The organism is Clostridium fessum (genome assembly GCF_027698965.1).
Lineage (GTDB): Bacteria > Bacillota > Clostridia > Lachnospirales > Lachnospiraceae > Otoolea > Otoolea fessa.
This window is the reverse complement of record NZ_JAQEQF010000005.1, coordinates 107323-128852: the sequence shown is the minus strand read 5'-3', so window position 1 is coordinate 128852 and position 21530 is coordinate 107323. Positions and strand designations below refer to the sequence as shown.

Here is a 21530-nt window from a genome sequence, read left to right as displayed (position 1 = left end):
AAACCTGTACGGCGGTTTTTCTGTGTGCAAAAGTATGTCGTGAAATGCGACGCACTTGACAGGGGTATGCCAAAATGCAGTATCCTTTACCGATCCGGCTCCCGGTCGTGAGGCTTGTCCCGTTCCTGTCTGGACAGCTGCTCGGCGGTTTTGCGGAGCCGTTCCACTGCTTTTAAATCCTCCCGCATGGATTTCATGGCAAGCGTGTCCGTCTGCTTTCCAGCGGCCAGCTGGTCAATTTCCCGCTGCCATGCCTTCGGGGTGATTGCCTCACCGCTGTCTTTCAGTTCTTTTAGATACCGGGCCGCTGCGTCATAGAGGATCAGTTCCCGGCTGTGGCACTGCTCAAACTGTTCCCGTTTTTCCGGCTTTACTTTGGCAAGCTGTTTGTGGATGGACTTGTACTGGTTGTACTGTTTCCACATCTCCCCGCGTTCGGTAAGAATGGCGATCCGGCGCTCAGCCTTGACGATCTTTCCCCGCAGGTCATAGTAACAACTGTTCATATCAGCGATTTTTTCATGAAGCTGCTGCATAGACTGGATGCCGTTTGCCTGCAAAAAGCTGAATAGTGCAGCGCTTTCCTGCAAAGCCCGGATTTTGCCGGTGCGGGTGCGGGGAGCGTTCAACTGCTGCTGGGCCTCCCACAAGGCGGTCAAGCTGCTTTGCTGTGTTTGTGGTTTTTCCGCTTCGTCTTTCGACCAGCGATAAAGACGGGTAATGCGGGCTTTGATTTCTTTCAGCAGCTTGTTGTCGGCAGCGATCTGCCGGTTTACTTCGCCCTTGTCGGTGCGGATGCCGCGCTTTTCCATTTGGCTGGCGGCTGGCCCCAGATGGACAGAGGGAATCTTATCAATGCCCTGCCGCTTATAGCTGCGATGGTCAATGCGCTCCGGTCTGCCGGCAGATTCCAACGCCCGATTGATGTAGGCCGCCCACGCTGCCCTCCAAATCTCCACATTCCCTTTGTCGTTCCAGTCGGTGGTGTCCTCCCGGTGGTTCTTCCAGCCGCCTTTCCCATCCGGGATACGCTGTCCATTCTCGTCCAGGTCGTATGCCTTGCGGCACTTTGCGCCCCACTGTCCATTTTCTTTCAAAGGCCGGAGCGTCAGCATGATATGGACATGAGGGTTGCCGGTTCCCTTGTCATGGATAGCAAAGTCGGCGCACATTCCTTTGTCTACAAAGTTGTCCTTCACATAGGACCGCACAAGGGCAAGCTGCTGTTCACCGGACAGTTCACGGGGCAGAGCTGCCTCGATCTCACGGGCAAGCTGGCTGTCCCTTGCCTTCTCGATTTGCTCCACGCTGTTCCAGAGGATAGAACGGTCTGCAAATTCCGGCGGGGCGTGGGCGGGCAGCATGATCTCCGCATGGACAACGCCGCCCTTCCGGGTGTAATCATGGGTCATGCCGTCCCATTCATTTGTTAGCTTGGTTCCGCTTCGGTAGGCGGCTGCGGCAACAGCGGAGCGGCCCTCGCTGCGCTTGATGATACTGACGGGAATATGGCAAAAATCTATGGGTGGCACCTCCTTTCGGCGGGGATATTTCAGGCTCCGTGGAGCCGAACAAACGCGAAGCGGGTGTTTGGCTGCGCGGGGCGCACAAGGGGTTTGGGGAGTGTAGCGCCCCATCGCGGACGAAGTACGCAACAGCCCCCGGCAGGGCGCACGACACCGGCAACGGTGTATAAGTGCGCCCTTGTAAACAAGGGACTTATGGCGTGTCCCCGGATTGTGACAGGTTTGCAGTCAATTCCGCAGCCCCCGGAAGATGGGACAGGGCAATCAAAAATGCTTTGACCTCTGCGCCGGAAAGGTTGGAAGCCAGCGGGAAAATCCCCTCCAAAATGGCTCCGCGCTCAATCAGGCGGCGGGTGCGGGCCTTGCGTTCCTCGTTGTGCTGCTTGTTCTCCAAAATCTTCTTTCGGTTTTCAAGCTGCCGAATCTCCTTCAGGACTTTCTCCCGTTCTTCTTTTTGTGGGTGGGCTGTAATTTTTTCGTTCATGTCAGGCACCTCTTTTCTTTGGAAATACTCATAGATTGACCGTCCATTTCTGTCGAGCAAAGTACCGGCGCAGTCTCCGCAGTGCGGCATGGATGGATTTTCCCGCCTGTGCTGGCGTGATACCCTCCATTGCGGCAATATCTTTCACTTTCATACCCAGCATATAGCGGGCGTGAACACGGCGAGCCTGCATAGGCGGCAGGGAGGAAATGGCTTCATACAATCGCCGTATCAGTTCTTCGTATTCGGCTAATTCTTCTTTTTCTATCAGGTAGTCCTCCGGCGATGGCTGCGCCCAGCCGATGGCGGCATTTTCGATTCCATCGTTACAATCGAGGGAATAAAACGCCTTATACCGGAACATCTTGCGATCTCTGGCGGCCTCGGCTCTCTTGTCCAGAAGAAACGCTTCGACGATCTCATCGGACACCTCCACACAAATGTCCTCTTTGCAAAATGGATAATATTGTTTGAGATTGATGGTCTGCATAGGCATGCCCTCACTCTGTTTGAAAAAGGTCATCATAGCAGCGGCGCATATTCCGTAGCCCCCGACGGATGGCAACGCTGACCTTGCTGCTGTGGACGCCCTCTCTCCGGGAGATTTCCGGCTGCTTGATACCAGCAATGTAGTAGGCGTGAACACGGCGGGCCTGTGTCGGAGTGGCATGAGCCAGAGCCACCGGCAGAGCTGCAATCAGGTGCAGGCGGGTGGTCATTTCTTCTCGTTCCAGCAAAATATCTTCCGGCGATCTGCTGTGTTCCAGCGCGTAATTTTCCAGCCAGCTGTATGCGTCCAGAGAGTAGTAGGCGCGGTGGTAGACTTTCCGACGCTCATAGTTCTCCATCTCCCGCTTGGCCTGATACATCGCTGCCCATACCTCGTCCGTAACATCCACAAACTCGTCATGCCGGTAGTGGGGATACATCCACCGCAGATTGATTGTTTTCATAGGCTTACCTCCTGAAAATCGGAGAGGCGGGCAGCTCGTCCGCTGTCCGCCCCTCGCTGAGATAAGGGAAATGATCCCTTTCACTTGGTAGCCAGAAAACAGGTCATTCGTTAAGCCTGTTCTCAAAGAAATTTATAAATTTTTTTCTGACCGCCTCCACACTTTGATACACAGCCACTTTGGAGCAGCCGCACAGCACACCGATCTCTGCAAGGCTCAGCCCGTCAAGCGCATAGAGCAGGAACCGGCGGCGCTGGGCCTCGGTACAGGTGTCCAGAACAGCCATCAGCTCATGCAGCGTTTCCATGCGGCAAAGGTATTCTTCCGGCGTTTCGCCGTAGGCTCCTACACCCTCGGTGGTAATGATGTACTCGTCAAACTCCCGGCCATCCCAATGCCGCCGCTGTTCATGGAACAGGTTCTCCGTTTTGTGATTGGCCCGGTCAAGAAATTCATAGACTTCCAGCGTGACCTCCACAGCCACAGCTTGTCCGTTATAATTGATGGTAACTTCCATCTGCCTTTCCTCCATTCAGATTTTTTTGGTAAATCTGAATGGGGCGACGGGGAGCGACATCGGGGATAAAGTTCGGGCCATGCTGACCCGATGTTTCGGCTCCATAGGGACAAAAAAGCGCCCGGACGGCATAAAGCCATACGAGCGTAATAGAGTATATTTTGCTGTTTAGTTACATGGTATAGTGCATACTTCTGACCGCATTGCTCCGCTGCTGGGAACAGGCTTTTTTTAACTGGTGCAGATCATGGATACTGCGAAAAAGAGAAAAGGACACGGCAAAATAACCTCCAATCAGCTACCGTGTCCCTGCAAGTCGTCATTGGTTTGTGCAAACGCAAAGAAACGGCGGCTCTGAAAATCAAAGCCGCCGTTTCATAGGCGCGTGAAAATATGTCTGCTCTGCGACGGCTTTTTTCTTTTGCCGTCGTCCGGCAGAGTATTATTCAATATTTAATTCAATGTTTCCGGTGAAATTCTCACATTCAATGCCAATATAATTTCCACCATCAGGAAGTATAATTGTGTCACTATAAGTTCCGGTTGCTTCAATCAACGTGACTGCTTCATCAGATCCAGAAATCCAAAATACTTTTGCAGTACCTTCCGTAATCTCCAAGGTGCAATCAATGGACAGCTCCTTACCGGCTTCTCTCTTTATGGAAGTTCCTCCGAACAAATACTCTGTACCTGAAAAGTTCGCATAATCAGCCGTATAAGTCCCTGTATAATCATCAATTCCTTTTTCTTTCGTACCTTGTAAGGATGAATTTCCGGTAAGCGCTATGGAACCAGCAGACTGAACAATATTGTTATACTGATCGAGAAATTCGTCTTTTGTACAACCTGAAAGCACAGAAGCACCCAATAGTATCAGGCATAATGATAAAACTATTTTCTTCACAGCTATCACCTTCCTTTCCTGCGTACAGCACGCTTTCCTTTTCCCTTGGCATTTGCCTGTTTACGGGATTTCATTTCTTTTTTGTTACTGGACATCAGTAACAACAGCACCGCCCAGAGAACCATGATGCCAATCCCAATGACCGCCAACAAAGGGGTTGAGGATGTGGTTGTTCCGGCATATTCACTCATGTCAAATCCCACTAAAATCAGCGCAGCAGAGAACGGATAGATGCTGGCAAGGATACCACTTTTGAAAAACAACATGCTGTATCCAAGGAAGAACGCCAGAATGGAACCGCCCAGATATGCCCCTCGAATCTGCCCAAAAATCAGGATCAGCGGCATACAGACCAAATAGGTCGTCAGAGCCGCTAACACGATCTGCGTACCTCCATGAAAAAACACTTCCGCTGTCAGTCCCGATAATCCAACCGTCAATCCAGTAATCAAGGTAATGCCAACGCTGTATATTCCCAGCAGAACTGCAAGCATACCGACTAAAAGTAACTTAGCTCCCAACATTTTCGGCATAGAAACAGGAATTGTCATGATGTTTTTCAGTGTATCATGAGTGGATTCTCTGTCTATAAGCCATCCTCCGATCATTACCAGTGAAATTGGAAGGAATATCTGAGTGTTTCCCCAAACAACATTTTCAAATAGTGCAGAAAAATCATAATTTGGATTTCGGTACTCTGCCTCCACAATCAACTGACTTCCATACTGAACCAAAGGACAGAGTGCAAGCGCCACCAGTCCTACCAAAAGAATCTGGCACCGGCGCAGTTTCAGTAATTCCGATTTTAATAAGTTCCACATAGTCACACCCCCTTAGATTTCCTGTCGCCGGTAAACAAATGCAATCAGCGCAAGAAATACAATGGCTTCCACAATAATCACACCGAATACCTGAACACCATTCAGAAAATACGGACTGACCCGTTCCAACAAATCTGCTAACTCCGCACTGGTCTGGCTTTGGTCATAAAATTGGAATGTCCAGCGGAAGGCCAGCGGTCCCGGAAACAGGGTTCCTATGTTCAAACCAAAAGGCTGTGTGAGAAACATATCGTTCATGGAAAGGATATAATTCGCAATCGTATAGAAAAAGGTAATCACGACAGACACGATATAGTTTTTATTAAGAAGAACAACGAGCAGAATACAGGGAAGTGCGCCTACCCACATAATCAGCCCTTCTTCAATTCCAACGCCAAACAAGGTCCAAAACCCAACCGGTTTCCAACCCTGAAACAACAAAACCGCAAGATTTACCAATCCTCCAACTGCCATAAAGCCAACGGCAAACAACAGTAAAACCAGCATCTTGGACAGCACCAGCTTGGTTCTATTTACCGGTACGGTAACAAGGTTTTTCAGTGTGTCATTATCAAGTTCCTCAAACAACAGATTCGAAGCCAGTATCACAAGAAGCGGCATCAAAAGCAAATATGCACTAAGCTGGAATAGGCTGGACATCACTCCATTTACAGCATCCACATCAGTGTTTACATCTGCCAGAAAGAAAGCATAAGCCAATGGCATGAAAACAGAAAGCAGTAGGGAAATAAATACCAATGGCTTCCGTTTCAATTTCAAAAATTCGCATTTGATTAGTTTAAGCAATTCCTTCGCCTCCTGTCACACGCTTGAAGTAATCTTCAAGACTTTCTTCACAGGTATGTGCTTCTGATACCTCCAATCCGTTTTCTACAAAAGCAGTTACAATTTTCCCCACGGGTAGCTCCATATTGTGTAGACGCAGATTGTGGTCGTCTTGTATGGAAAAATGGGTTTCATGGAAATTGCGTTCCAAAATTCTTGCCGCCTGTGCAGTATCAGAGAGCGTAAACCGGATATGTTTACTGCTTTTTTGCTCCAGCTCAGCAAGGCTTTCTTCTTCCAGCAACGCGCCGTGGTCAATAATTCCAATATCGTCAGCCAGCAAGGAAATCTCCGAAAGAATGTGACTGGAGATTAAAATGGTTTTTCCTCTTGTGTCGCAAAGCTCACGGATAAAGGATCGCACTTCTGCAATACCGATGGGATCGAGACCGTTGATCGGCTCATCCAAAATCAAAAGCTCCGGATCGTGCATGACTGCAAGGGCAATCGCCAACCGCTGCTTCATGCCAAGAGAGTATTGCGAAAACAGCTTTTTATCCTTGTAAGGTAGCCCGACTAAATCCAGAGCGTCTTTGATGGCATGACTGTTTGGTACTCCACGCAGGGTAGCAAAGATACGCAGGTTCTCCGTACCGGTCAGATTGGGATAAAAACCGGGGGACTCAATCAGGCTTCCGATACGGGGCAACAGCTTCTTTTCATTCCCTTGCAAAGACTTTCCCCAGATTTTGACCTCCCCGGAAGTCGGCTTCGTTAAGCCCAACAGCATTTTCATGGTAGTGGTTTTTCCGGCTCCGTTTCTGCCCAGCAGACCGTAAATTCTCCCACGCTTCACATGAATATTTAAGTCAGCCACACTCTTTTGTGAGCCGTATTGCTTCGTTAGATTTTTTGTTTCAATAATATAATTTGAATCCATATTCAAAACCTCCTGTTCTGTAAGGTATTCTATCACGCCAACCTTGCATTAACCTTGCCGCAACCTTGCATTAACCTTGCAATTTGAAATCCAGTAAAATGACAAAGGCTCCCGCCATAAAGACGGGAACCCGCTTAACTCTCCAAAGGAAAAAGCAACATAAATTCAGTTCCTTTTCCCGGCAAACTTTCAACTGTTATACTCCCACCCATCTTTTCTACAAGCTGATGGACAATAGAAAGACCAAGTCCGCTGCCTTTTTCGGAGCGTCCTTTATCACACTTATAAAGCCGTTCAAATATGTGTTTCAAATCTTCCTTCTCAATTCCCACTCCATTATCCGCCAGCAGCAGCTCCATGTTATTTTCCTTCTTTGACAGGACAATTTTGATTTTGTCTGCATGGCTGTGAGCAATTACATTTTGAATGAGATTGTTGACGATCCTCATATAGCTGTCCATATCCAATCTTACCTGGACAGGCTGTTCGGGAATATCAATGTCATAATCAACCTGTTTATCCTCAAAAATCGGTATCCAGTCAATCAGGATATTTCTTGTCAGCTCTGCGGCCTCAACGCTCTGGATTTCTAAAGCAAACTCGTTGGAATTTAACTTGAACCAGTCAAAGAGCACATCAATATATTCTTTCAGATCATGGGCTTTCCGGCGGGCGGTTTCAATATAATCATCCCGGTCTTTTCCTGTGACCAGTCCTTTGTGTGCAGCGTCAAGATACCCAATCAGAGTAGTAAGGGGCGTTCGCACATCATGGGAAAGGCTCGTCATAAGCTGGCGGTTGGTTTCTTCTGTCTGCCGTACAGTTGAAAGTCTGCTTTCATAGGCCACAACGATCTCGTTGATTTCATAGGCAAGAGGTGCTGTCAGTTCATTTGTTGCAGATAGAATACGCCGGTTGCCATTTCCGTTTTTCACATCAACCAGCACATCGGTCATTTCTGCTATTTGTTTTTTTACACGCCGAACGAGAACGATGGAAGTCAATACAGCCACAACAGCAATCACAATGGACAAGAATACGATAATTTCCATGCTGACTACACCTCCTTATTAAACCGGTAGCCAATCCCTTTGACCGTTTGTATATACTTTGGGCTTGAAGGATTGACTTCTAATTTTTTACGAAGTCGGCTGATAATCGCCATAATGTTACTGTCATCATAGAAATATTCTTCGTCCCATACTTCCTCATAAATCTGCTGTTTGGTCAAAATTTTCCCTTGATGTTTTGCACAGTACAGGAGCAAATCAAATTCCTTTGGGGGCAGTTCAAAAGTGCCGTTTGATGTAGTAACAGAACGATTTTCAAGATCAATCTGCAATCCGTCAAAATTTAGCTTTTGTATGGCTCCAGCTTGCTGATTAAAGCGAGTGTAGCGGCGAATAAGAGACGCAATACGGGCAATCAGTTCATCCATATCGAATGGTTTTGTCAGATAATCGTCCGCCCCGGCTCGTAAGCCCCGTACTTTAGAAATGCTGTCATTTTTAGATGTGAACATCAAAATCGGCAGACTGTTCTCTTTGCGGATTTCTTCCAGCGTTTCAAAGCCATCCATACCAGGCATCATCACATCCAGCACCACAAGCTGATACTCCTGCTCTCTTAATTTTTGTAAGCCCTCTTTTCCGGTATTACAAAAATCAGCTTCTATGTTTTCTGCTTGTACGCTACGTTTAATCAAAGCGCACAGTTCTCTGTCATCATCTATAATCAGGATTTTATTCATGGTGCAACCCCTTCCCTTGTTTTGTCCTTCCGTCAATCGGCTTTTCTGCGTTCTTTGGGATCAGCCAAACACCAGCCATCTTTACAGCGCCGGGAATGCGCCCTCCGGCGCAATAATAATTTACCCTACGAGGTGTCACGCCCCACTTTTCGGCGGCCTCTTTCAATGTCATATAGTCCATTTCGCACCTCCACAGAGTACATTATAGTTCTCTTTCTCGAACAATGCAAGGAACGAAATGTGAATTATAAACTTCAACCAACCTGCATATAGCAACATTCCACGGGCGAAGTATGAATTATACAATGTAACTGGGTGATGTTATATGGCGAAAGTTGAAGATTGTCCCGGTTTTGAAACCTTCGGCGCAGATGTCAAAGCTGCACGAGAGGCAAAGCGTCTGGCACGAAAAACATTGGCAGAAATGGTTGGGATTGAATGGCGGTATCTTGCCAACATTGAGAATCAAGGTGCGATTCCGAGCCTGCCTGTGATGATCCAGTTGATTAAGGTCTGCGGACTTCCCGTGGAACGGTATTTTAACCCGGAGATTATGCGAGAAGAAAGCGAACAGCGGCAACGGGTCAGCCACAAGCTGAAGCTTTGCCCTGAAGAATACCTGCCGATTATCGAAGGTGCCATAGACGGGGCGCTCAAAATGGAACAGACTGCGAAGCAGAAGGAGGACGCATAATCGCGGCCTCCTTCTGGCGTTTCTGTATCATGTTTCCCTGCACTTTTCCAAAAGTTCCCGGCACCTCTGCTGGATTTCTCCGGTTTCTGTCACAGTCAGGTCACGGTCATTTCCAGTAATCTTATCTTCCAGAAAGTTGGCGTATGTACCCAACAAAGCGTTCCGTAAATCCTCCGGGGTTTTCTGTATTTCAGCGCTGTACCAGTCATTCCGGTGGGGTTCCCATGCCATCAATGTATAACCGTGGCTGGTCTGAACCACCTCATACAGTGGATCATCATCCAGATATGCCTGAAACACTTTCAAAATCTTTTCAAAGGTCAGCATTTCCCGCACCTCCCATTCAGCTGCAAATCAGTTCCCTGATTAAAATTTCCTCAATCTGTGCCGTTAATGTGTTCATCAGCCCCACCCAACGCATAGGGTCACAGGCTTTCAGTTCTTCCGTGACACCCGCAGTCTCCATCATGTGAGGCAACATGGTGTCCACGCGCTCCTGCGCTGTCCGGTCAATCTCTAACAGGTGTGGATACAGCTTCTCGCTCATCAGCAGTTGGTTGTAGAGAATGGGGCGATGTTTCTTTAGGTAGGATTTTCTCATCCTGCCGTACTTGCCGATAGAAGTTTCCGGCTGTTCAGAAAGTTTTAGGTTGGGTATATCATAATCTCCACAACGAATGTAAGTCAACTTACTCATTTTCATTCTCCTTTGCTTCGTGATGATTAGACTGCTGCGCTGGCTGCTATGCTGCCTTTGCGCGGTTCTTCTTTCGGCAGCTGACCGATAGTAGAAAAAACACCTTTTTTCATATCCTCAGCCCGGATCAGGGCTTTCTTAGCGTCCATTTCCGCTTTTTTCTGCGCCTTGATTTTGTCCTCATACCGTTTCTGTGCGCCGCTGGCTTTTCGTTTCAAATAGTTCTGATGGAGCCTGTCCTTGCGTTCTTCTTTTTTTCGCAATTCTTCCTGTTCCTCCGGGGTTAAAGGAACCGGCTGTAAGGATGGTGGGATATAGCGTCCTAAAAAATTGAAGTAGATTTCAATTTCCTGCGTGGTGTCCTGACTGCCTTTTCGGGCGCGTTCGTGGACAAGGATTTTCTCTACAAACTCGTTGAACATGGTGTTTGTCAGCGTGTCAAAATTCTCGTATTTATCAATCAGGGCTATAAATTTCTCTGCGGATTTCTGGCTTTGCTCGTAGCCGGTAACAGCCTTTTCCAGCTCTGCAATTTCAATCTCAAGTGCATCCTGCTCTTTGGCATACTGTGTATCAAGCGCCTTATATCGTGCATCCGGCAGCTTGCCGAGGGCGTTGTCCTCATAGATTTTGCAAATCAGTTTTTCCAGTTCTCCGGCTCTCTTTTGAGCAGCAGCCAGACGCCTGCGCTTTTTCGATATATCGGCACTCTGTTGAGCAACCTGCGTTTCCTGAACGGTGTGAATAAATTCCGTCCGGTCATTTCTCGAATATTCAGCGATAGCCCTGAGCGTGTCGGAAACCAATGTCAGGACAGCACTCTCATTGATACGGTGTTGTGTAGGGCATAGTGTCCCACACGGAACTTTGGTATAATTGGAACAGGTATATTGAGAAATCCGCTTGCCATTGTTGGTGCGGTGGACATACATCTTGCCGCCACAATCGGCACAATAGAGCAAACCTGTGAGGGGAGCCGCTTCGCCCCAGCCGTTTGGATAACGCCGTACATTGCTGCGGATTTTCTGCGCCAAATCAAAGGTCTGCTGGTCGATAATGGCTTCATGGGTATTCTCAAAGATCGTCCATTTGTCCTCAGAAACATAGTGGCTTTTCTTGTCCTTAAAGTGCTTGCGGGTCTTGAAATTGATGGTATGCCCTAAATACTCTCGTTTTTTCAAAATGTTCACGATGGTAGATGATCCCCACCCATAGGGGTCTTTGACCGGCTTTGAACGGTTCACACCCTCGTTGAAGCGGGCAAGGTGTACGACAGGAATTTCAATCCGGTCTGTGGATAATTTGCAGGCGATCTGGTAAGGCCCATATCCCTCCAGCGTGAGGGAAAAGATACGGCGTACCACTTCGGCAGCTTCCTCATCTACCAGCCAATGCTCCCGTTTTTCGTCCCATAAGTAGCCGTAAATCACAGTGCCGGTCAGGTGCTTGCCACTCATGCCTTTTGACTTAAACACAGATCGGATTTTCCGGCTGGTATCACGGGCGTAAAATTCATTCATGATGTTGCGGAACGGGGTAAAATCGTCATCGCCTTTCAGACTGTCCACACCGTCGTTGATGGCAATCAGACGAACACCTCGCTGCCGCAAAACCTCCATAACTTGACCGACCTTCAGATAGTCGCGTCCTAACCGGCTCATGTCCTTGATGACGATTGCCTCTACACGCCCTGCCTCCACTTCCTCCATCATCGCCAAAAATCCGGGGCGGTCAAAACGGGTGCCTGAGATACCATCATCGGTAAAGTGCGTAGGGTTGGGCAGCCCATTCCGGCGGGCAAAATCCTCTAACATCTGTTTTTGGTTGGATATGGAGTTGCTCTCGCCCTGTAACTCATCGTCCCGGCTCAGGCGCTCGTACAGTGGGGTAATTTTTTCATTTCTCATGGCTGTACCTCCTGAAACAAAAATGCTCTAAGTGATTGCTTCACTAACCATGACAAAATCATGATTAAGAAGTCACTTAGAGCATATATCACCGCTGCTTAGCTTGAATTTGCGGTATTGCTTCACGGCGAAGCAATCCGGTTTGCGTTTGGCAAGGCCGTCAAACATATAATCCACGGCGTTTTTATAGTTTTCGTCATCCTCCTTGACCTCCATGCCGGAGATCATATCCACCAGCGTATTCATATTCCGATCCTCGGCAGGCCCCTCAAAAATGATATAGGCAATCAGGGCGCAGTACAAAAGCGTTTCCGCTTTCGTCCAGAACGGATCGCCCTCCTTGCCCTCGCCCTTGGTGTTGGTGATCAGGGCGTTCACGAATTTCAGGATGTCGGCCTCATTGCGGATATATGACAAAGGGTTGTAGTGCATGGACTTGGAAAAGTCTATGCTGTTGAACACCTTAATTTTGTAGCCCCGTTTTTGCAAAAACGAGCCGACCTGCCCCAGCACACCGCCCTTGGGGTCTACCACCACATAGGAAGAATGAGCTTGCAGGAGCTGCGGCGTGAGCCAAAAGCGGGTCTTGCCCGAGCCGGACGAGCCGATGCCACAGAAATTGAGGTTGCGGGCGTTGGCGGGATTTTGGGGACGGGTATTCATGGTGAGCCGTTCCGTGGCGGTCAGCAGCATATTGTTTTCAAACTTGGAATCAATGAACGGCTTGATGTCCTTTTCGTTTCCCCAGCGGGCTGTGCCGTACTCGGCATCGCGGCGAAATTTCCTTGCTTTTCTCGCCTTGCAGTAGATCAGCAGCCGGAAACCGACTGCGCCCACAATGCCGACAAACCAATCCAGCGGGGCAAGGCCGGGGGCGAAGCTGGCAAAGGCCGCGCCGATGGTCTGGCCCAGCCCCAGCAGCTTTTCCCCGAAGCCCGCACCAGCGGCCAGACGGTACGCCGTGCCGATTTTCAGGCAAAACCAGCCGATGAACAGGTACGGGATATTCGGAAGAACATACTTCCTGATTTTATCTGTCACCATGCGCCGCCTCCTTTGTCAGCTCCCGCTGGGGCTGCTTTTTCACCTGTTCCTCCGCCTGCCGGAGTTGCTCCCGGATCGGTGTCTGCCGGGACTTGGCCCGTTTCAGCTCCAAACGGGAATACTCGGCAAAGCAGCCTGTGATGGCGTCGGCCTGCCGTGCCTTGAACAGAAGCAGATATTTTTCATCCCCCACACGGCGGATGGCATAGTCCACGCCCCATTTCCGGGCCACCTTGTCAAACAGCTTAGGCGTGTCCACTTCAATGGCGTTGGTGTCCCCACCGTGGCCCATGAGCTTTCGCACACTCTGTTTGCCGTGGGGTGTCTGCGCCTTGCGGTGCTCCTTGGCGATCTTCCGGCCCACGGCTGCCACCACATAGGCCAGCGCACGGGCGGTCAGCTTGGACGCCTTGACGCTGACAGCGATGGTTTGCCGGGACACTTCATCTCCGACGATAGCTTACACCTCCTTTGCCCTCTGGCCACCGTGACCAGAAGCGGCCTATCTGTCCTCGCGGCTGGCGGGGAGCCGCTGCTTTTCCTCGTTCAGCGCCGAACGGTCTATGACCTCCTGATACGCCGCCATCTGCTCCCGGATATTCAGCTTGGGATAGGCAAAGATGCGGTGCTCCGGGGGAATATCTTCCATCCCGTGATACCGCTCCACAAAGCCGCCGCCGTTATTGAACACATAGCCGCCGGGGGCAAAGTGACCGCCCTCATTGATCCGCACGTCCCGCCCGTAGGCTTCAAAGTCGAAGTAGGGCAGCACATTATCCGGCACATCCAGCATTTCCATTTCCTCGATGTAGACCCGGCCCAGCGCCTCCTCGCTGTCGATACCGGGGTAAAAATCATAGCAGTCCAGATTTTGCGCGAGGTTGATCAGGTCATGGACGCTGCCTGTGTATTCGCCGCTGTCAATGACGGCTTCAAACTTTTCAATATCGCTCTGGTCGAGGTCAGACAGCACATGGGCCAGATGGTTCAACTCGTCAATACTTTCATACTCGCCCAAATGGTCGTATAGGCCCAGCACATCACCGTCGAACGAGGTAATGAAGATTTCTTCATACCGCACCCCATCCACGCCGATGCGTTTCAAAAGAGACTGCACCTCCTCCGTGGTAGCTGGGAATTTCAGCGTTTCGCCCACAAGCCGCCCCTCGTTATATTTGCCGAGGTTGGTAATGTAGGCTTCAAACAGGGATGACATTTTCAGCACCTCCTTGTCAGAACATCGTATATGCCGCGCATAATGTACTCGGCGCAGGGCAGCGCGATAGCATTTCCCAGCGCCCGGTAACGGTGGGCGGGCAGGATTTCCACACCGTCTGCGCCGTACTTTGTCCAGCCCTCCGGCAGCCCCATGAGACGTTCACATTCTCTTTCTGTGGGAAAGCGGACACAGCCCCCGGCAGGATCGTCCTCATACCAAAAGGCAAAGGGGCTGACCGTGCTGGCTAACAGAGTGGGAAAAGGGTCAGTTGGCAGTCCGAAGCTGTTTCGGAACGCCTCAGTTGTCCGCTCCTTTGCCGATGCCCGCATACGGTAGCATTGAAAGGGGCGGGTGATCGGTACACGCCGCCCTGCTTCAATAAAAGAGCCTCGATCTCCGCAGGCGGCGGACAGCCAGCAATCTCCGCCAGACGCAGAAATTGACTGCACTGTGCGGGGCTTAAAAAGTATTTCGTGGGAACATTGTCCTCCAAAGTCTGCCACAACAAAGACGCGCTGCCGTCGTGCCAATCGGGGGCTTGCCCAATGCTGGGCGTCCATGAGCCGCCATGAGAGATCGGGCGTATGCCCTCGCACCATTCCGGCTCCTGTCCATCTTCCAGAAGCAGGCATTGAAATGTCGGCGGCTGTGAACGATGAGAGCACGGCTCTAAAGTCCATCCGGTCATTTGAAAAAAACGCTCCCATGACGTTCTCCCAAACAGCGATTGCTGGAAATATACCATTTGTCGCCTCCCTCATTTCACGGATAATACGGATCGCATGAAAGAACAGACTGGATTTTTCCCCGGCAAGACCGGCCCTGTTGCCGATCTGTGAGAGGTTCTGGCAGGGTGAACCAAAGGTGATGATGTGGACGGGCGGAATGTCGCCGCCGTTTAGCTTTGTCACATCTCCTAAATGCGCCATACCGGGAAAGTGGCGTTTCGTGATGGAGATAGGCGCTTTTTCGATCTCGCTGGCCCATGCGGGCACGATACCGCAGCGCACTGCCGCCAGCGGGAACACGCCGATCCCGTCAAACAGGCTCCCCAGCCGGATCTCGCTCATATCAGCGGTGGCCCTGACGCTTTACGGTCAGGATGCCGTCCAGCGTGGTTGCCGTGATCCCCAGCCGCTGGGCCACGGCCACATCGTTTTTCATGCTTTCCGTGGAGATACTGCCGCACACCACCAGCACATGAGAGCGGCGGAGCAGGTCACGGCCCATGTCGATGCCGCTCTTATGCTCCTCGGGAACGGCGTCGTTCAGGAAAAGCGGCTGATAGAGCGTGGGGCAGATGGGCGAAAAGCCCGCCTCATAGACAGCGCGGCAATACTTGGCGGCCTGCTCCGTCGCCTCGCAGGGATCGCCGCTCCACGCGGCGGTGATATACGCAAGGGGTCGTTTCATTTTGAAAACCTCCGTTTTTATATAATGTAGTGGGTCAACCTTTTTCCCCCGCCCTTTTCCAATCTTGGAAAAGGGGGCGGCTCTGGAGGATATACCCCCGCCGCTTGCCAGAGAAAAAGCACCGCCGGGGCAGGCGGTCAAGGGCAAGTCCGCCGCACACGGCGGGGCGAAGCCCCCTTGACAGCCCACTCCCGCCTGTGCTCGATTACGGGCGGCGACGGGGGATATAACCGCAAGGGCCGTATCCTATCGGGGCAGCAAAAAGCCTCTGGTCATGGTGGCCAGAGGTCGTTACTTTTCCATATCCATTTTCTTATCGGGCTTGGCAAGCTCGGGCGGCTGCCGCTCTTTCCAGTCCTCCAGCAGCGTCATGATCTGGTCTTTCATCTGCCGGGGCGTGGCCTCCTTGCCAAAAAACTTTTCCAGTTCAGCGCCAGTAATGATCACGTCACGATCCTCCTTTTTCTTTTCTTCACACAAAATACCGTCGATCACATCCGGGGAGAGCTTGTTTTCCTTGTCCAGCTCGCGGAGCCGCTTTGCCTGACCCTTGGAGGGCGAAGCCTGCTGGCCCTCAATGGACACGGCGATATACTTCTGGTGCTTGGGGCGCACACGGGAAATTTCCACAGCCGGGGTGAAAGACAGCTTTCCGTCATCCATCGTCTGCTTCAATTCCGGCACAAGATCATTGAGCCAGATATACCGCTGCACGGTTTTCACGCTCATGCCGTTGCGTTGGCCCACGCTTTCAAGTGAGAGCTTTCCGGCCTCGGCGCTGTCGCCGCGCGCCCCCTGATGCTTGATGGCCTCATACTGCATTTTCAGGGACATAGCCTTTTCGCTGGGCAAAATCGTTTCGCGCTGACGGAGGTTGTCATCCGTCATAGCGAGAATGGCCTCGTCATCCGTCATATTGCGGACGATACAGGGCATATTGCGATACCCGGCAAGCTGGCTGGCCATCTGGCGGCGGTGGCCCGCGATGATCTCATAGCCGCCGCCCTCACGGGGACGTACCAGCGCGGGCTGGTTGACGCCGCCGTTGCGGACACTCTCCACCAGAGATTTCATTTCCGCATCGTCACGGACACCGAAAGGATGATCCTTGAAAGGGTGCAGGTCGGAAAGGTCAAGATAGACGATTTCCTCTTTTTCGGCGCGGGTAGCGTCGCGGGGTGTAGGCGGCACTTCCGGGGCCGGAGGTGCTCCCTTTTCCTCGGGGGCTGCATGGGTTTTGCCAGCCTTGGGCGGCTTGGTCTGCTCCGGGGCCACTTTTTCCGCCTTGGACGGGCGGCCACGGCGGGGCTTTTCCGCCTGTGTCTCTTTCTTGGCCCCCGGCTCGGTAGGCGCAGCTTTTTCGGATTTTGCGGGGCGGCCCCGTTTGGGCTTGGTTTTCTCCGGCTCCGGCATGGGCTTTTTCCATTCCTGCTTGCTGTACTCGGTGACGGAAACAGGCTGGGCTTCCGGCTCCTTGGGGATGTCCGTCGGAGCATCCTTTTCCGGCGTGGAACGCACAGCGGAAAGGTCGATCACCTTTGCGGACGGAGCGGGGCCGGCGCCCACATCAGGGATCTCGGCCTGCTCCTTTTCCGGGGCTTTTCCCGGCATTTCAGGCGGGGTCTGTTCCTCCGTGGTAGGGGGATGCTTGTTTTCTTCTGCCATGACACGAATAACCTCCTTGACAAGAATTTAGGCCACGCCGCACGGCTGGCCCATATCAGCACACAGAGAAAACGCTGTCTGCATACAAAAACACCGCCTATGTCCTGTTAGGCGGTGCATTGTGTAAGGCTTGGCAGCTCATTTTCAGTTGTTTTTCTCTGTGTGCCCTTGTCAAGCGATGTTTTCCTCCTTAATGAATACATTTTAATTTTATGTAAAGCAATTTGCCTTATATGTTTATTTTCTTTCGCGGTGTCCAAGCTGTTCATGTAAGAGGACATCCATCCGCACATTCTTTTCGGTTCAAATTGACTTTACTTAATAACTATATTATAATTATATCAATAATAATCAAAAGAACAAGTACGCACATAAAAGTGCAATACTAACCAAAAGGAGAGTGTAAAATGGGGGCCCGCTGCATATCAAAAGAACAATTGGAAACCACTGGATTTAGCTACACACTGTCATTAATCAACGGAAAATACAAAATGACCATCCTCTATACCCTGATGGAATTTGGTGTCGTCCGTTTCAATGAAATGAAAAAGTATATCGGTGGAATTTCTTACAAAACACTTAGTTCTACCCTAAAAGAACTTGAAATGGATCAATTAATTCATCGCGAAGAATACCCACAAATTCCTCCAAAAGTAGAATACAGCTTAACCGAGCGCGGAAAGTCCCTGATTCCCATTTTAGACGGAATGTGTGACTGGGGTGACAAGCATCGGCTATAATTTCATACCCACAAACGCCATCCTGGCTTTTCTTCTAAAAAGTGATGGCCGGCGTTTGTGCTCTTCACTTCACTCCGCTCTTCCATTCAAATATGCCTTTGAACCGTTTATTTTCCGAAAATGGGCAGCAATAGACATAAATTAAATGCTTTTTCCTAATTCATATGCCTGTTCCACTTCTTTTTTCCCGTCAACGTCTCCCGGCATCATATTGCCGCCCGCCAGGACATGGCCCAGATTTTTCCATCTTAAATGTTCCATCAGGTGATCGTAATATACCACCGCATCCTCAAACCCATTTCCTTCCGCTGCCATCAGAAGTGCAGATGACTTATTGCCGCGAAGGTAATTTTTATTTCCTTCTTCAAGTGCAAACAAACGATCCACTGCCGTCCGGAGCTGCCCACTCATATTCCAATAATATAGCGGTGATGCCATAACAACGACATCTGCCTCTTTCACCGGCTGATAAATCTGCTGCATATCATCTTTTTGGACGCAGGGATATTCTTCCTCATTTTTTCCTCCAAAACATCCTTTACAGCCATGGATCTCCATCTTTCCAAGCCGGAAAATCCGGACGGTATTTCCGGCCTCCTCGGCGCCTTTTGAAAATGCATTTACTAATGCAGCTGTATTTCCCTTTTCCCTCGGGCTTCCATTTAAAATTACAATTTTCTTATTCACAAACTCTTCCTCCATGCTTGAATATATATCAATACTCTGCCCCCTATTTCCGGAGCAGCCAAAAGACATTTAGGTAATTCTATCCTAAATGTCCTTCAGCTTTACCATTTACCGGCCTTTATTTTTCATAGACATCTGATACTTCTGCTTCTACATATTTTTTATAAAGCTCATTCCACTCATTCTGAACCAGTTCAGAGCTGCAATGCGCTTTAAAATCAGCCTCCTTTTCCCAGGCATCGGATACTACCATTTTATCAGAGTCCGTGATCGATTCACCAATCTGATAATAAATATTACCCTTTTGCTTGCGGAAGTTTTCAATCAGCTGCAAGCGTCTGAGTTCCGCTGCGTATTCACTTCTTTTCCCGCTTTTAATCGTCAGTACTGCAACAAAGTTTGTCATCTTTCCATCCCCCATTTATTTAATACTAATACTTTCAAGTTTACACGTTTTTGCATTTCAATAGTGCCGATTACACTGCAACCATCCACAAAATCATCCTCTTACGCCTCTACTTCCCCATTTTTCAGACGTTTAAAGTAATCAAGTGTCAGTTCCCGCATTTTCGGAACCCAGAACATAATGCCAATGACATGAACTAAAATTATAATCATATTTCCGACATCTACCCACGGCAGAGCTGCATCTACACCAACCGTTCCGCCTAAGAAGCAAAATACAACTACCAGCACCTGCATTATTTTTCTGGCTGCTTTACCGAGCAGGTTCTCTGCCAGAATTCCGGAAGAAGTTGACATGGATAACGCCGAGGATGCTGCAAACAAAATCAAGCTGATGGAAGCTACCAGTCTTCCGATTAAGCCAATCGTGCCAAATGCATTGATTGCAAGGACAGAACCCGGAGCACCTGTTGTCCATGTTCCAGTTACCAAAATAACCATCGCACTGAATGTACAGATAACCATCGTACACATAAATACTTCAAAAATACCGAACATTCCCTGTTTTACCGGTTCATTGGTATTCGCCTGGGCATGAAGGATACTTGCACTTCCGTTTCCGCCATCATTCGAATAAACACCTCTTGCGCATCCATTTTTAATCGTAGCTGAGAGCGCCGCTCCTGCAAATCCGCCGGTTGCTGCCGTTCCGGTAAATGCGTTCGTAAAGATAGATACAAATGCTGGAACAAAATTTTGAATATTTAAAATAATCAGGATTGCTCCCGCTGCCATGTAAATAAATGCCATCGTCGGGACCAGTTTATCGGTTACCTTTACCAGAGCACCTAATCCGCCCAGGAGAACTGCAATAATAATCACGCAGCAGATAATGGTTGTAATCATTGGTTGGACGCCAAACGTAGCAACGGATGATGTAATGGCTCCTGTATGTACGCCGCAGCCAATTCCCATACCAAAGCAACAGGATACCGCCCAAATCCATCCAAGCGGTTTCCATATCTTCGCCAGATAAATATTGGCTCCGCCACGCCACTGTCCATTTTCATCTTTCTGCCGTGTGTAAACGCCCAGCAAAGCCTCCGCATATTTTAAAGCCATCGCGATAAATCCAATCACCCACATCCAAAAGACAGCTCCCGGTCCACCCAGTGCAATTGCGCTGCCGACACCAATGATGTTTCCTGTTCCGATCGTGTTGGCCAGTGTAGCCACCATAGCCGACCAGCTGGAAATACCTGATTCATCCTTACTATGTGCTGCATCTCCAAAGGTTGTCTTAAGCATATGTCCAAAATGCTTGATCTGTACAAAATCGCAGGCGACCGTGATAACCAGACCTCCGCCAATCAGAACAATCAGCATCGGAAGTGTCCACATCCACCCAGTAAACGCCATAATTGCATTATAGATTGCCATACGTATCTCCCTTCTTAATAAGCTCTGCTTTCTTATTACTCGTACATAGATGCAAAATATACAAACATCCGATCCTGATCCAACGTTCCACTAACCGGATCCGCATGCATCAGTTCCGGATGCCACTGAACCGCGATAATCGGAAGTTCCTTATGGACCATTCCCTCTATAATGCAGCTTCGTTTACACTCCACTTCAACTTTTTCTTCATTTTCAATTTTTCTCATCCATTCTTCTTTTTCTTCTTTTGAAAGGATTCCGGAAAACCATACCTGGCCAATCTTAAATCCCTTTCCCGGCTTCTTAACCGCCTGATGATGTGCAGAGTTTACAATTCCGCTCGCCCCATACATCAGCTCAAACGGTGTTCTCCGGATATTAATCGTATTATGCAGCTTAATTTCACCTGACTCATATGTATGCATATTGCCTTTTTCCAGATCCTGGATAATGGTTCCTCCAAAATATATGTTGACAAGCTGCATTCCTCGGCAAATCGCTAAAATTGGTTTTTTAGCCTTAACGGCCGCGTCCACAACTGCAAGCTGAAGCTCATCCAGTTCCCGGTCCAGATTTTTGCTGCCCTGGTTCTCTTCCCCATAGAGAGCCGGGTCCACATCCGGAAGACCGCCTGGAAACAAGATGCCATCGCACTCTTCAACCACCTTCGGATCCAATGAAATAACCAGTTCTGTATCCAGATTTTTCATCGCATCTGAAATGCCATCATACATCCCGTGTTCGTCTCTTTCTCGTTCTACATACATGACTTTTTTCATTTGTTTGTTCCCCTCCTGTTTTGTCATTATAATAATTTTTTTGCAAAGCGATCTTTCTATAAGCTTGCTCCTATACAGCATTTGCAGTTCTCTTCCTCTTAAGAACTGTTCAAGTTGAAGGATCATGTCTCCAGTCATTAACAAACATCTGTAAAGGAC

The 21530-nt window shown here is 49.5% G+C and carries 26 protein-coding genes and 1 pseudogene; 2 read left to right on the top strand and 25 right to left on the bottom strand.

Going from position 1 to position 21530, the window contains the following annotated elements:
* Nucleotides 1-86 precede the first annotated feature (86 nt).
* From mobQ to PG862_RS08230, 12 genes are all read right to left on the bottom strand, one after another.
* The gene (mobQ, locus tag PG862_RS08285; protein WP_270707083.1) at nucleotides 87-1532 is read right to left on the bottom strand and encodes a MobQ family relaxase; all 1446 of its coding nucleotides are present in this window, start codon (nucleotides 1530-1532) and stop codon (nucleotides 87-89) included.
* A 187-nt stretch (nucleotides 1533-1719) separates the two neighbouring features.
* Nucleotides 1720-2010, bottom strand: coding sequence for a DUF3847 domain-containing protein (locus tag PG862_RS08280; RefSeq protein ID WP_117499038.1), 291 nt, complete (start codon nucleotides 2008-2010; stop codon nucleotides 1720-1722).
* A 28-nt stretch (nucleotides 2011-2038) separates the two neighbouring features.
* A complete protein-coding gene (locus PG862_RS08275; protein ID WP_117499040.1) occupies nucleotides 2039-2500 on the bottom strand; it encodes an RNA polymerase sigma factor in 462 nt (153 codons plus the stop codon).
* 10 nt (nucleotides 2501-2510) lie between these two features.
* A complete protein-coding gene (locus PG862_RS08270) occupies nucleotides 2511-2963 on the bottom strand; it encodes an RNA polymerase subunit sigma-24 (protein WP_112091015.1) in 453 nt (150 codons plus the stop codon).
* A gap of 103 nt (nucleotides 2964-3066) precedes the next feature.
* Complete coding sequence (locus PG862_RS08265; protein WP_118316720.1) at nucleotides 3067-3480, bottom strand: RNA polymerase sigma factor; 414 nt, start codon at nucleotides 3478-3480, stop codon at nucleotides 3067-3069.
* Nucleotides 3481-3922: 442 nt separating this feature from the next.
* Complete coding sequence (locus PG862_RS08260) at nucleotides 3923-4384, bottom strand: hypothetical protein (RefSeq protein ID WP_270707081.1); 462 nt, start codon at nucleotides 4382-4384, stop codon at nucleotides 3923-3925.
* 5 nt (nucleotides 4385-4389) lie between these two features.
* Complete coding sequence (locus PG862_RS08255) at nucleotides 4390-5205, bottom strand: ABC transporter permease (protein WP_117492179.1); 816 nt, start codon at nucleotides 5203-5205, stop codon at nucleotides 4390-4392.
* Between the two features lie 12 nt (nucleotides 5206-5217).
* Nucleotides 5218-6012: an ABC transporter permease gene (locus PG862_RS08250; RefSeq protein WP_118316722.1), complete on the bottom strand. Its 795-nt coding sequence runs from the start codon at nucleotides 6010-6012 to the stop codon at nucleotides 5218-5220.
* Nucleotides 6005-6931 carry an ABC transporter ATP-binding protein gene (locus PG862_RS08245; RefSeq protein ID WP_117499043.1) on the bottom strand — a complete coding sequence of 309 codons (927 nt, stop codon included), beginning with the start codon at nucleotides 6929-6931 and terminating at the stop codon, nucleotides 6005-6007. Before PG862_RS08245 ends, PG862_RS08250 begins: the two co-directional genes overlap by 8 nt.
* A gap of 134 nt (nucleotides 6932-7065) precedes the next feature.
* Nucleotides 7066-7983, bottom strand: coding sequence for a sensor histidine kinase (locus tag PG862_RS08240; RefSeq protein ID WP_117499045.1), 918 nt, complete (start codon nucleotides 7981-7983; stop codon nucleotides 7066-7068).
* 5 nt (nucleotides 7984-7988) lie between these two features.
* A complete protein-coding gene (locus PG862_RS08235) occupies nucleotides 7989-8681 on the bottom strand; it encodes a response regulator transcription factor (RefSeq protein WP_270707079.1) in 693 nt (230 codons plus the stop codon).
* The gene (locus PG862_RS08230; protein WP_024738628.1) at nucleotides 8674-8862 is read right to left on the bottom strand and encodes a helix-turn-helix domain-containing protein; all 189 of its coding nucleotides are present in this window, start codon (nucleotides 8860-8862) and stop codon (nucleotides 8674-8676) included. The genes PG862_RS08235 and PG862_RS08230 overlap by 8 nt, the downstream gene beginning before the upstream one ends.
* Before the next feature lie 144 nt (nucleotides 8863-9006).
* Here PG862_RS08230 and PG862_RS08225 point away from each other — a divergent pair, with 144 nt between their 5' ends.
* Complete coding sequence (locus tag PG862_RS08225; protein ID WP_005933665.1) at nucleotides 9007-9375, top strand: helix-turn-helix transcriptional regulator; 369 nt, start codon at nucleotides 9007-9009, stop codon at nucleotides 9373-9375.
* Between the two features lie 27 nt (nucleotides 9376-9402).
* Here the strand turns inward: PG862_RS08225 and PG862_RS08220 are convergent, their stop codons facing one another.
* The 9 genes and pseudogenes from PG862_RS08220 to PG862_RS08180 all read right to left on the bottom strand — a co-directional run bounded on the left by PG862_RS08220 (nucleotide 9403) and on the right by PG862_RS08180 (nucleotide 17320).
* Nucleotides 9403-9702 (bottom strand): hypothetical protein, encoded by a 300-nt coding sequence (locus tag PG862_RS08220; protein ID WP_021650276.1) that lies wholly within the window; start codon nucleotides 9700-9702, stop codon nucleotides 9403-9405.
* 16 nt (nucleotides 9703-9718) lie between these two features.
* Nucleotides 9719-10072, bottom strand: coding sequence for a TnpV protein (locus tag PG862_RS08215; protein WP_097784692.1), 354 nt, complete (start codon nucleotides 10070-10072; stop codon nucleotides 9719-9721).
* A gap of 26 nt (nucleotides 10073-10098) precedes the next feature.
* A complete protein-coding gene (locus tag PG862_RS08210) occupies nucleotides 10099-11979 on the bottom strand; it encodes a recombinase family protein (RefSeq protein WP_118316726.1) in 1881 nt (626 codons plus the stop codon).
* A gap of 90 nt (nucleotides 11980-12069) precedes the next feature.
* A pseudogene (locus PG862_RS08205) lies at nucleotides 12070-13023 on the bottom strand (type IV secretory system conjugative DNA transfer family protein); the annotation flags it as partial.
* Nucleotides 13010-13387: a PcfB family protein gene (locus PG862_RS08200; protein WP_333563201.1), complete on the bottom strand. Its 378-nt coding sequence runs from the start codon at nucleotides 13385-13387 to the stop codon at nucleotides 13010-13012. The pseudogene PG862_RS08205 and the gene PG862_RS08200, both read right to left, overlap by 14 nt.
* 138 nt (nucleotides 13388-13525) lie before the next feature.
* Complete coding sequence (locus tag PG862_RS08195) at nucleotides 13526-14239, bottom strand: antirestriction protein ArdA (RefSeq protein ID WP_270707078.1); 714 nt, start codon at nucleotides 14237-14239, stop codon at nucleotides 13526-13528.
* A gap of 2 nt (nucleotides 14240-14241) precedes the next feature.
* Nucleotides 14242-15312 carry a DNA cytosine methyltransferase gene (locus PG862_RS08190; protein ID WP_270707077.1) on the bottom strand — a complete coding sequence of 357 codons (1071 nt, stop codon included), beginning with the start codon at nucleotides 15310-15312 and terminating at the stop codon, nucleotides 14242-14244.
* Between the two features lies 1 nt (nucleotide 15313).
* Complete coding sequence (locus PG862_RS08185; protein WP_270707076.1) at nucleotides 15314-15655, bottom strand: DUF7768 domain-containing protein; 342 nt, start codon at nucleotides 15653-15655, stop codon at nucleotides 15314-15316.
* A gap of 291 nt (nucleotides 15656-15946) precedes the next feature.
* On the bottom strand, nucleotides 15947-17320 hold the full coding sequence (locus tag PG862_RS08180; RefSeq protein ID WP_270707074.1) for a ParB/RepB/Spo0J family partition protein: 1374 nt from the start codon (nucleotides 17318-17320) through the stop codon (nucleotides 15947-15949).
* Between the two features lie 407 nt (nucleotides 17321-17727).
* On the opposite strand from PG862_RS08180, the gene PG862_RS08175 reads away from it, so the two are divergent.
* Nucleotides 17728-18060 carry a winged helix-turn-helix transcriptional regulator gene (locus tag PG862_RS08175; RefSeq protein ID WP_118471826.1) on the top strand — a complete coding sequence of 111 codons (333 nt, stop codon included), beginning with the start codon at nucleotides 17728-17730 and terminating at the stop codon, nucleotides 18058-18060.
* A 141-nt stretch (nucleotides 18061-18201) separates the two neighbouring features.
* Here the strand turns inward: PG862_RS08175 and PG862_RS08170 are convergent, their stop codons facing one another.
* The 4 genes from PG862_RS08170 to PG862_RS08155 all read right to left on the bottom strand — a co-directional run bounded on the left by PG862_RS08170 (nucleotide 18202) and on the right by PG862_RS08155 (nucleotide 21371).
* Entirely contained in the window at nucleotides 18202-18747 is a 546-nt protein-coding gene (locus PG862_RS08170; protein ID WP_118652971.1) for a flavodoxin family protein, read from the bottom strand.
* Between the two features lie 118 nt (nucleotides 18748-18865).
* On the bottom strand, nucleotides 18866-19153 hold the full coding sequence (locus PG862_RS08165; RefSeq protein ID WP_182427973.1) for a putative quinol monooxygenase: 288 nt from the start codon (nucleotides 19151-19153) through the stop codon (nucleotides 18866-18868).
* 101 nt (nucleotides 19154-19254) lie between these two features.
* Nucleotides 19255-20592: an alanine/glycine:cation symporter family protein gene (locus PG862_RS08160; RefSeq protein ID WP_270707073.1), complete on the bottom strand. Its 1338-nt coding sequence runs from the start codon at nucleotides 20590-20592 to the stop codon at nucleotides 19255-19257.
* A gap of 35 nt (nucleotides 20593-20627) precedes the next feature.
* Nucleotides 20628-21371, bottom strand: coding sequence for a gamma-glutamyl-gamma-aminobutyrate hydrolase family protein (locus tag PG862_RS08155; RefSeq protein ID WP_182427972.1), 744 nt, complete (start codon nucleotides 21369-21371; stop codon nucleotides 20628-20630).
* Nucleotides 21372-21530: the final 159 nt, after the last annotated feature.

What these genes read in the sequence shown, in the direction of transcription:
- PG862_RS08270 (WP_112091015.1), bottom strand. Translation starts at nt 2,963, where the DNA reads ATGAAAACAATCAATCTGCGGTGGATGTATCCCCACTACCGGCATGAC.
- PG862_RS08230 (WP_024738628.1), bottom strand. Translation starts at nt 8,862, where the DNA reads ATGGACTATATGACATTGAAAGAGGCCGCCGAAAAGTGGGGCGTGACA.
- PG862_RS08255 (WP_117492179.1), bottom strand. Translation starts at nt 5,205, where the DNA reads ATGTGGAACTTATTAAAATCGGAATTACTGAAACTGCGCCGGTGCCAG.
- PG862_RS08240 (WP_117499045.1), bottom strand. Translation starts at nt 7,983, where the DNA reads ATGGAAATTATCGTATTCTTGTCCATTGTGATTGCTGTTGTGGCTGTA.
- PG862_RS08275 (WP_117499040.1), bottom strand. Translation starts at nt 2,500, where the DNA reads ATGCAGACCATCAATCTCAAACAATATTATCCATTTTGCAAAGAGGAC.
- PG862_RS08195 (WP_270707078.1), bottom strand. Translation starts at nt 14,239, where the DNA reads ATGTCATCCCTGTTTGAAGCCTACATTACCAACCTCGGCAAATATAAC.
- PG862_RS08245 (WP_117499043.1), bottom strand. Translation starts at nt 6,931, where the DNA reads ATGGATTCAAATTATATTATTGAAACAAAAAATCTAACGAAGCAATAC.
- PG862_RS08165 (WP_182427973.1), bottom strand. Translation starts at nt 19,153, where the DNA reads ATGACAAACTTTGTTGCAGTACTGACGATTAAAAGCGGGAAAAGAAGT.
- PG862_RS08215 (WP_097784692.1), bottom strand. Translation starts at nt 10,072, where the DNA reads ATGAGTAAGTTGACTTACATTCGTTGTGGAGATTATGATATACCCAAC.
- PG862_RS08180 (WP_270707074.1), bottom strand. Translation starts at nt 17,320, where the DNA reads ATGGCAGAAGAAAACAAGCATCCCCCTACCACGGAGGAACAGACCCCG.
- PG862_RS08265 (WP_118316720.1), bottom strand. Translation starts at nt 3,480, where the DNA reads ATGGAAGTTACCATCAATTATAACGGACAAGCTGTGGCTGTGGAGGTC.
- PG862_RS08185 (WP_270707076.1), bottom strand. Translation starts at nt 15,655, where the DNA reads ATGAAACGACCCCTTGCGTATATCACCGCCGCGTGGAGCGGCGATCCC.
- PG862_RS08225 (WP_005933665.1), top strand. Translation starts at nt 9,007, where the DNA reads ATGGCGAAAGTTGAAGATTGTCCCGGTTTTGAAACCTTCGGCGCAGAT.
- PG862_RS08235 (WP_270707079.1), bottom strand. Translation starts at nt 8,681, where the DNA reads ATGAATAAAATCCTGATTATAGATGATGACAGAGAACTGTGCGCTTTG.
- PG862_RS08280 (WP_117499038.1), bottom strand. Translation starts at nt 2,010, where the DNA reads ATGAACGAAAAAATTACAGCCCACCCACAAAAAGAAGAACGGGAGAAA.
- PG862_RS08160 (WP_270707073.1), bottom strand. Translation starts at nt 20,592, where the DNA reads ATGGCAATCTATAATGCAATTATGGCGTTTACTGGGTGGATGTGGACA.
- PG862_RS08220 (WP_021650276.1), bottom strand. Translation starts at nt 9,702, where the DNA reads ATGCTGACCTTTGAAAAGATTTTGAAAGTGTTTCAGGCATATCTGGAT.
- PG862_RS08210 (WP_118316726.1), bottom strand. Translation starts at nt 11,979, where the DNA reads ATGAGAAATGAAAAAATTACCCCACTGTACGAGCGCCTGAGCCGGGAC.
- PG862_RS08190 (WP_270707077.1), bottom strand. Translation starts at nt 15,312, where the DNA reads ATGAGCGAGATCCGGCTGGGGAGCCTGTTTGACGGGATCGGCGTGTTC.
- PG862_RS08155 (WP_182427972.1), bottom strand. Translation starts at nt 21,371, where the DNA reads ATGAAAAAAGTCATGTATGTAGAACGAGAAAGAGACGAACACGGGATG.
- PG862_RS08175 (WP_118471826.1), top strand. Translation starts at nt 17,728, where the DNA reads ATGGGGGCCCGCTGCATATCAAAAGAACAATTGGAAACCACTGGATTT.